Source organism: Parabacteroides sp. AF21-43, from assembly GCF_003635435.1.
Taxonomy (GTDB): domain Bacteria; phylum Bacteroidota; class Bacteroidia; order Bacteroidales; family Tannerellaceae; genus Parabacteroides; species Parabacteroides distasonis.
The window spans coordinates 1-8,791 of the sequence record NZ_QTMG01000038.1; the positions used below are offsets into that span (position 1 = coordinate 1).

8 protein-coding genes and 4 tRNA genes are annotated in these 8,791 nt (G+C 46.1%); 9 read left to right on the forward strand and 3 right to left on the reverse strand.

Translation table 11 applies throughout. The annotated features are described in order from the left end of the window. Positions 1-384: 384 nt before the first annotated feature. Positions 385-469 (reverse strand) — tRNA-Ser (locus DWX84_RS19570). A 192-nt stretch (positions 470-661) separates the two neighbouring features. Here DWX84_RS19570 and trxA point away from each other — a divergent pair. Both trxA and DWX84_RS19580 read left to right on the forward strand, forming a co-directional pair. Further along, entirely contained in the window at positions 662-1,135 is a 474-nt protein-coding gene (gene trxA / locus DWX84_RS19575; RefSeq protein WP_005858169.1) for a thioredoxin, read from the forward strand. Between the two features lie 84 nt (positions 1,136-1,219). Continuing rightward, positions 1,220-1,552, forward strand: coding sequence for a CGGC domain-containing protein (locus DWX84_RS19580; RefSeq protein WP_005866270.1), 333 nt, complete (start codon positions 1,220-1,222; stop codon positions 1,550-1,552). An 82-nt stretch (positions 1,553-1,634) separates the two neighbouring features. Here DWX84_RS19580 and DWX84_RS19585 read toward each other — a convergent pair whose 3' ends face one another. After that, positions 1,635-2,183 carry a 30S ribosomal protein S16 gene (locus DWX84_RS19585; protein WP_005858168.1) on the reverse strand — a complete coding sequence of 183 codons (549 nt, stop codon included), beginning with the start codon at positions 2,181-2,183 and terminating at the stop codon, positions 1,635-1,637. Positions 2,184-2,528: 345 nt separating this feature from the next. Here DWX84_RS19585 and DWX84_RS19595 point away from each other — a divergent pair, with 345 nt between their 5' ends. Next, entirely contained in the window at positions 2,529-4,166 is a 1,638-nt protein-coding gene (locus DWX84_RS19595; RefSeq protein WP_005858166.1) for an ABC-F family ATP-binding cassette domain-containing protein, read from the forward strand. On the opposite strand, the gene DWX84_RS19600 is transcribed toward DWX84_RS19595, so the two are convergent. Then, the gene (locus tag DWX84_RS19600; protein ID WP_005858165.1) at positions 4,163-5,644 is read right to left on the reverse strand and encodes a DUF3943 domain-containing protein; all 1,482 of its coding nucleotides are present in this window, start codon (positions 5,642-5,644) and stop codon (positions 4,163-4,165) included. The two genes, DWX84_RS19595 and DWX84_RS19600, sit on opposite strands and share 4 nt — an antisense overlap. Positions 5,645-5,816: 172 nt before the next feature. Here DWX84_RS19600 and DWX84_RS19605 point away from each other — a divergent pair, with 172 nt between their 5' ends. The 6 genes from DWX84_RS19605 to DWX84_RS19630 all read left to right on the forward strand — a co-directional run bounded on the left by DWX84_RS19605 (position 5,817) and on the right by DWX84_RS19630 (position 8,749). Beyond that, on the forward strand, positions 5,817-6,428 hold the full coding sequence (locus DWX84_RS19605; protein ID WP_005858164.1) for a trimeric intracellular cation channel family protein: 612 nt from the start codon (positions 5,817-5,819) through the stop codon (positions 6,426-6,428). Positions 6,429-6,450: 22 nt separating this feature from the next. Continuing rightward, positions 6,451-7,515, forward strand: a complete 1,065-nt coding sequence (locus DWX84_RS19610; protein ID WP_005858163.1) for an asparaginase — start codon at positions 6,451-6,453, stop codon at positions 7,513-7,515. A 49-nt stretch (positions 7,516-7,564) separates the two neighbouring features. Then, the gene (locus tag DWX84_RS19615; protein WP_005858162.1) at positions 7,565-8,368 is read left to right on the forward strand and encodes an MBL fold metallo-hydrolase; all 804 of its coding nucleotides are present in this window, start codon (positions 7,565-7,567) and stop codon (positions 8,366-8,368) included. Positions 8,369-8,484: 116 nt separating this feature from the next. Then, a tRNA-Lys gene (locus DWX84_RS19620) sits at positions 8,485-8,557 on the forward strand. A gap of 19 nt (positions 8,558-8,576) precedes the next feature. After that, positions 8,577-8,649 (forward strand) — tRNA-Lys (locus tag DWX84_RS19625). A gap of 15 nt (positions 8,650-8,664) precedes the next feature. After that, positions 8,665-8,749 (forward strand) — tRNA-Ser (locus tag DWX84_RS19630). The last annotated feature ends 42 nt before the right edge of the window (positions 8,750-8,791 follow it).

An 8,791-nucleotide genomic window follows, 5' to 3' on the forward strand; every position in this document is an offset into this window, starting at 1 on the left:
TTGTCAAGTGAATAACTTACGGCTGGGGGTAGCCGTAAGCTTACGAGTCTGGAAGTGGTTAGTTATTCACTTGGGAAGCCTTTCTCAAGTGAGTTGGTCTGTTGATTAACAGGATATAAGACAGCGATTTATATGGCAATGGTTATCCCATGATCTCATCTGTTGGCCGACTTCTATATTTCTGTAGGTCGACTTGTCTTAGGTTGCCGGCTGAAATGAAATATATATGAGCCTGAAGATACCCCCACTGATTATCGGGTGAGCCGAATTTTCTTCTGATAAGGCATTGGAGACAAGACTTATAGGCAATAATAAAAAAACCTACAAATCGCAGATTTGTAGGTTTTTGTCCACTTACTCTCTTGTTTTGTTCAGTAGATTCTGCGGAAAGACAGGGATTCGAACCCCGGGAACCTCTCGGTTCAACGGTTTTCAAGACCGCCGCAATCGACCACTCTGCCATCTTTCCAATATGTTTTGCGATCAAACGTTTCATTTAATTGCTTTGCAAAGGTAGTCATTCTTTTGGAATATACAAGAGTCTTATGCGCTTTTTTTCTTTTTGTTTATTCTTTTCTTTTAAGAATAGAATGTGTGGGAATCCCCTTTTTATTGCTATTTTTGTAGCAAATAATTTATCAATCAAGTAAAAGGTTTCTATATGAGAAAGTTGAAAAGTTTATGGCTGGTTTCGGTTGTGCTGCTATTAGTAAGCTGCTCGATGTCCGCTAAATCAGATAAATCAAGTGAGGCTGGTACCGCCTCCAAGGGAGAGGTCGTTACTTTGAACAAGGCAGAGTTCCTGCAAAAGGTATTCAATTACGAGAAGAACGCTACGAAATGGGTATATGAAGGTGATAAGCCTTGTATCATCGATTTTTATGCGGACTGGTGTGGTCCCTGCAAGCAAGTGGCTCCTATTTTAAGGGATTTGGCTATCCTGTATAAGAATGATATCGTAGTTTATAAGGTAAATGTGGATAAGGAAAAGGAGTTGGCTGCCGCTTTCGGCATACAAAGTATTCCTACGTTCTTGTTTATCCCTAAGGAAGGACAGCCTCAGATATCGATGGGAGCTCTTCCCCGTGAGGAGTTTGTGAAACAGATCGATACTTTCTTGTTGAAGAAGAAGTAACACGACTTAGTTAATCATCATTTATAGATCGGAAAGCCGTAGAATTTTAGATTTTACGGCTTTTTTAATTGGGAGGGATGCTTTATGAAAGTAGGAATTATCAGATGTATGCAAACAGAGGATTTTTGCCCCGGTACTACTGATTTTAGGATGATCCGTGAGAAAAAGGGAGCCTTTGAGGGTGTAGAGGAAGATATTGAGATCATTGGGTTTATCAATTGCGGAGGTTGTCCCGGAAAAAAGGCCGTATTAAGGGCGAGGGAGTTGGTGAATAGAGGGGCGGATAGTATCGCTTTTGCTTCCTGTATCCAAAAAGGGACGCCGATAGGTTATGCCTGTCCTTTCGCCAAAAGGATGAAGGATGTTATCCAGAACGATTTAGGCGATGGCATCCGGCTGATCGATTATACGCATTAGGAAGATCCGGTAGCTGGTGGAAAAGGCATAAAAAAAGAGGGCATTGAAAAATGTCCTCTTTTTTATTTTGGCATCGCACGAATTATTCAGCGCTTTCAGTTGCCGGAGCTTCTTCAGCGGGAGCCGCTGCGGCTGCTTCCTCAGCTTGCTTAGCAGCTTCAGCTGCTGCCAATTCTGCTTTCTTTTTAGCTACGATTTCTGCTTTTGCCTTATTAGCTTCCTTCTCAGCCTCAAGACGTGCTTTAGCTTCTGCTCTAGCTGCTTCGCTGTCTTTTTCTTTGATAGCTTGTACGGAAGCTTGTTTGTTCTTCAACCAAGCTTGGAATTTCTCCTCAGCTGCGGCTTCGTCGAACGCACCCTTCTTAACACCTTCCAATAAATGCTTTTTCAAGCAAACGCCTTCGCGAGAAAGGATGTTACGAGTTGTGTCTGTAGGTTGAGCACCTACTTGTAACCAATACAAAGCTCTTTCGAAGTTCAAATCTACTGTAGCAGGATTAGTGTTCGGATTATAAGAACCTATCCTTTCAATAAATCTTCCATCACGTGGAGCCCTGCTGTCTGCGATCACGATTTGGTAGAAGGCGTAACCTTTACGACCGTGTCTTTGCAATCTAATTTTTGTTGCCATGTTTGAATAATTAATTTAAGCTGTTTGTATTAGCGGGTGCAAAGATAGGAGTTTCTGTTTATAAAACAAGCGTTTTGTTGGAAAATATGTGGATGCTTCTGCTTTTTTTAAAGGTAGTTTAAGGGATTAGTCCCTTATGCAATTGGTTGCCGACACCGTCGGCAATAATGCTGACGCTGTCGGAAATATTGCTGACGCCGTCGAAAATATTGCCGACGGCATCGGCAACCAATTTCTTCCTAGTCTTGCCCCGGAAAGATCGTATGAAATCTCCTGTACATCCCTAATGAAAGGGATTTTTCTTATCTTTGCGGCTTCATTATATTAATGTATTAAAATAAACATATGATTTCAGTTGACGGACTAACAGTAGAGTTTGGTGGAAGCGCCCTTTTCTCGGATGTTTCTTTTGTGATTAACGAGAAAGATCGTATCGCCTTGATGGGTAAGAACGGTGCCGGTAAATCTACCTTGTTGAAGATATTGGCCGGCGTGCGGGAGCCAAGCCGTGGAAAAGTGTCCGCCCCTAAAGATACCGTGATCGCTTATTTGCCGCAGCATTTGATGACGGAGGATGGCCGTACCGTTTTCGAGGAGACGGCGCAGGCTTTCGCCCATCTGCACGAGATGGAGGCGGAGATCGCCGAATTGAATAAGCAACTGGAGACTCGTACGGACTATGAGTCGGATGGTTATATGGAGCTGATCGAGCGGGTCTCTACCTTGAGCGAGAAATTCTATTCCATAGAGGAGATCAATTACGACGCCGATATAGAGAAAACCTTGTTGGGACTGGGTTTCAAACGGGAGGATTTCGACCGGCAAACCAGTGAATTCAGCGGTGGCTGGCGTATGCGTATCGAACTGGCGAAACTACTGTTGAAGAAACCGGATGTCCTTTTGCTGGACGAGCCGACGAATCACTTGGATATCGAGTCTATCCAGTGGTTGGAGGATTTCTTGATCGATAACGGTCAGGCCGTAGTGGTGATCAGCCACGACCGTGCGTTCGTGGATCATATCACGACTCGTACGATCGAGGTGACGATGGGCCGGATTTATGATTATAAGGTAAACTATAGCCAATACTTGCAATTACGGAAGGAACGTCGTGAGCAACAACAGAAGGCTTATGACGAGCAACAGAAGATGATCGCCGAGACGAGAGAGTTCATCGAGCGTTTCAAGGGCACGTACTCCAAGACCTTGCAGGTGCAGAGCCGTGTGAAGATGCTGGAGAAACTGGAGATCTTGGAGGTGGATGAGGAAGATACCTCGGCTTTGCGCTTGAAGTTTCCGCCTTCGCCCCGTTCGGGCTCTTATCCGGTGACGATTGAGAATGTCTCGAAAGCGTATGGCGATCATACGGTTTTCCGAAACGCTAATCTGATGATCGAGCGAGGGGATAAGATCGCTTTCGTCGGGAAGAATGGCGAGGGTAAGTCTACCTTGGTGAAGTGTATCATGAAAGAGATCGAGCATGAGGGGACGTTGACGCTGGGGCATAACGTGATGATCGGTTATTTCGCCCAGAACCAAGCCTCCCTGCTGGATGAGAATCTTACGGTTTTCCAGACGATAGACGATGTGGCACAAGGCGATATCCGTAATAAGATCAAGGATCTGCTGGGTGCGTTCATGTTTGGCGGCGAGAACTCGGCGAAGAAGGTGAAGGTGCTTTCCGGTGGCGAGCGTACACGTCTGGCCATGATTAAGCTATTGTTGGAGCCTGTGAACTTGCTGATTCTGGATGAGCCGACAAACCATCTGGATATGAAGACGAAGGATATCTTGAAGCAGGCGTTGCTTGACTTTGACGGGACGTTGATCGTCGTATCCCACGACCGTGATTTCTTGGATGGGCTGGTCTCTAAGGTCTATGAGTTCGGAAACCAAAAAGTGACGGAGCATTTGGAAGGCATCTATGAGTTTATGCAGCGCAAGAAGATGGAGAATCTGCGTGAGCTTGAGCGGAAGAATTAAATCCTCCACCCAAGCGTCAGCATAATATCATACGTGGAGCTATCTATATCTTTATGATACTTATAATGGGTACGGCGGGAGAAATAACGATTTCGCAACGCAATATTCCATTTATGCTTGGACATATAGGCTAAGGTGGTGGAAAATACCGTTAAACGTGCGTTGCCGGCATCGCCTTGTACGTTTAACTTTGTAGGGTCCACCGCATTCCAGTCTATATCCGGCTCGTATCCTTTCCATGTGAAGATATGGTAGTTCTCCAAATCGATCAAGAACGCCCAGCGTTTATCGTAGGCCAATCCGGTAAACGCTTTCACGCTATAACCGCTTCCCAGATTATAATCTCTCTCTTCCAGCCGGAGGTAATCGGAGATGCTTGCGCCCAAGGCGACTCCTGTTCCGTATAATTCGGCGTAAACATCTACTTTATTGTCCGGCGTGCCTCTTTTGTAATAGATCAATCCACCACCGACCGCCGCCGCTTCCGATATGCGGTAGGGAGCTACCGTTTGGGAACTATTGGATTTTAACTCGGAATCATAGTAGTCGAAATGCTGAAAGATTCCAGCGGCCAGACTACGAGGGCCTTTACTCCAGACCTGTTTCCCCCAGATAGCCCCAACGGCATTGACTTGGCTGATGAGCGGCTGGCTCGAAAAGAAATCGAACCCGGCCTTCAACTGAAACCATTCATAGGGCGAATAGAAGTCATCATTGAAAGGATCTCCATAATCCAACCTGAAGGATACGTGCATGCTCGTAGTGCCATGCTTGGAGCCTTCCTGCTCGGCAAGGAAGCGAGGGCCGACACCCACGATGAAGTTTACGGGAACCGAGGTGTAGACACGCCCCTTGGAGCTGCTGTGTCTCCAAGCTTCTCCCGTGATGATACGATTGATCGCCCGCATCGGAGATATCAAACCGGATAAGATCTCCCGTCCCACACGTTCCGCCCCGTGGGAGCGGTTGTCGATGAATAAGTCGGAGAGCCGGTAGGTAATCTCACCTAATTCTATACCGCCGAAAGAGGTGGCAAGCATGTCATTGATGGAGGGCGGTTCCGTTTCCATAAAGAATTCCCACATTAGGCTGCCTCCCGCCGCGAATGGAATGGATTGCCAGAAATTCAGTCCGTTGCTACGGGCCGCGTTGAAATATAATGATCCGTGATAGGGATGGGCCACCAGATTGGTAGAGAACTTATCCGTGTCCCAAACAGGCCCCGTCTTGAAGTTTTGCTTAATCGTATGTCCGTTTATCTTCGCGAAATCCTCGTTCATTAAGAAACGGTCGAAAGTCCAGACGGCCATGTTCATTCCGAATACCTCGCTTGCTGCCAACCAAGGGCGGCGTGGAATGAAAAGGGCCGTGTCGCTCACGTAATTGCGGGCATCCATCTGAGGGAAGTGTTGCCCCCACATCCATTGGCTGGATAGCAGACAGATCAACCCGATCAACATGCATTTTTTCATCCTCATCTAACTCAATTCTCTTTTGTGAATAAAAATCAATAGGTTACGGTTATAACCACTCCGCAAACTTATATATAATAAACATTAAGGGATTCGTTTGGTTTAAATTATTGTTAGGTATTCTTTCTATAAATGCTGTTATTTGCGAACTATTCCGTATTTTTGCGAAAAAAACAAAATGATAGATTTTATCACCTTTTGTGACTATACAGGGACCTTTGCGTTTGCCATAAGTGGCATAAGATTGGCTTCTGCGAAACAATTTGATTGGTTTGGCGCCTATGTGGTGGGTGTCGTGACCGCTGTAGGAGGAGGTACGATTCGTGATATTTTATTGAATGCGGTGCCTTTTTGGATGGAACAAGCCTCTTATTTGATTGTCTCGGCCTTGGCTTTGTTGTTCGTTATCGCTTTCCGAAAATACGTGATCCGTTTGAACAATACATTTTTTATATTCGATGCTATCGGATTGGGGTTGTTTGTGGTGGTAGGTATCGCCAAGACCTTGGATTTCGGGTTTCCCATGTGGGTGGCGATCGTGATGGGAACTATAACCGGCTCGTTTGGCGGTATGATGAGGGATATATTGATTAATGAGGAGCCTTTGATATTCCGGAAAGATATTTATGCGTTGGCTTGTGTCTTTGGCGGTTTGATATATTATATATGTATGCAAACTTCTATGTCGGCGGCGATGATACAGTTCGTATCGGCGTTGAGCGTGTTCCTCGCACGTATAATCGCCGTAAAATATCATATAAGTGTTCCGGTGTTGAAAGGAGAAGAATAATTTATTAACTTTGCATAATTATATGGACATGCATACTCAACAAGAAAAGGCTTCCATCCTGTTGATATATACGGGTGGGACGATAGGTATGATCGAGAATCCGGAGACTGGAGTGTTAGAGTCGTTTAATTTCCAGCATTTGAAGGACAATATGCCGGAGTTGAAGAAACTGGGGTATTCGGTGGCCACGATACAGTTCGATCCTCCGATGGACTCCTCGGAGATGGGGCCGGACTCGTGGATGAAGATCGTGAAAATCATCGCCGATAATTATCAGAAATACGACGGCTTCGTGGTACTGCATGGCACGGATACAATGTCGTATACGGCATCGGCATTGAGTTTTATGCTCGAGAACCTGAGTAAGCCGGTGATCCTTACGGGATCGCAATTACCGATCGGGATGTTGCGTACCGATGGGAAGGAGAACTTGATTACGGCGATCGAGATAGCGGCCGCAAAGGAGAACGGCTTACCGTTGGTCCCGGAGGTCTGTATCTTTTTTGAGAATGATTTATTGAGGGGGAATCGTACGAGTAAGATAAACGCAGATAATTTTAATGCGTTCCGTTCGTACAATTACCCGGCTTTGGCTCATGCGGGTATCTATATTAAGTATGATCTGCCGCAGGTATATCATCCGGTATCGCGTAAGCCGCTGAAGCCGCATTATTTGTTGGACCGAAATATCGCTATACTAAAACTATTCCCCGGAATTTCTCCGCAAGTAGTGGAAAGTATCCTGAATATCCCGGGTCTGAAAGGCGTGGTGATGGAAACATTCGGAAGCGGAAACGCTCCGTGCGAGGAATGGTTCTTGAATATGTTGAAGGAGGCTGTAGACCGTGGTATCGTCATCGTGAATGTTACTCAGTGTAGGGCCGGAAGTGTGGAGATGCACCGTTATGAGACGGGGCACAAATTGTTGGAGGCAGGCGTGACGAGCGGCTTCGATAGTACGACGGAGAGCGCCGTGACGAAGCTAATGTTCCTCTTCGGCCATGGGCTGACACCCGACGAGGTGAAGGAGCATATGAACTGCTCGTTGATCGGGGAGGTATCGATCCCTGAGACGTTCCGCCCCTAGTGTATACTATGTAAAACAGAAAAAAAGCAGTGTTGCGGAATAGGAGAGTATGAAACTATCATTTCTGAGTTTAGCGAGTGGGAGCAGTGGGAACTGCTATTATTTGGGGACTTCGGAATTCGGTATGCTGATTGACGCAGGTATCGGAATCCGGACCATAAAGAAAGTATTGAAGGACCGGTCGATCGATTTTACCAAGATCGTGGCCGTGTTGATTACCCACGATCATGCGGATCATATCAAGACGGTCGGGTATTTGGGCGAGAAGCTTTGCATTCCTGTCTATGCGACAGCCGACGTGCACCGGGGGATTGATAAGAGCCGGTATGTGGAGGAGACCTTATGTGTCTCCCGCAAGGTTATAGAAAAAGAAGTTCCATTCCTTATCCGTGATTTCCGTATCACGGCTTTCGAGGTGCCTCACGATAGTACTGATAATGTGGGGTACCATATCGAGTATGGTAATCATAAATTCACTTTCGCTACCGACGTAGGCCATATCACGGACACGGTGGGGAAATATATCTGCATGGCGAACCATTTAATATTGGAAGCGAACTATGACGAGGAGATGCTTCGTTTCGGTACATATCCCGCTTTCTTGAAAGAGCGGGTGGCGAGCCCCACCGGGCATTTGAGTAACAGGGAGGCCGCAGAGTTCTTGGCGACCCATTATAATACCGGTTTGAAGAATATCTGGCTTTGCCATCTCAGCCGGGACAATAACCATCCCGAACTGGCCTATAAGACAGTGGATATACGTCTTTTCCAAGAGGGCATAAGGGTAGGGAAAGATGTCTCATTGGTTGCGTTGAAGCGGACTACACCCTCGGATATTTACGAGTTTGATTAAAATTTTATGAAAAAAAGTAGTCGAAAAGTTTGCGGGGAAAAATAAAACCTCTATCTTTGCACCCGCAATCGAGAAACAAACGGTGGTTTGAAAAAGTAACGATAGCAAAATGGAATGACTTGGTAGCTCAGTTGGTAGAGCAAATGACTCTTAATCATTGGGTCGAGGGTTCGAGCCCCTCCCAGGTCACTCAAACAAATAACATGTTGACTTGGTAGCTCAGCTGGTAGAGCAAATGACTCTTAATCATTGGGTCGAGGGTTCGAGCCCCTCCCAGGTCACACGATTTACTTATTGGAAAGATGGCAGAGTGGTCGATTGCGGCGGTCTTGAAAACCGTTGAACTGAGAGGTTCCCGGGGTTCGAATCCCTGTCTTTCCGCAGAGAGTCCTGTAAGGCGAAAGCTTTACGGGATTTTTTGTT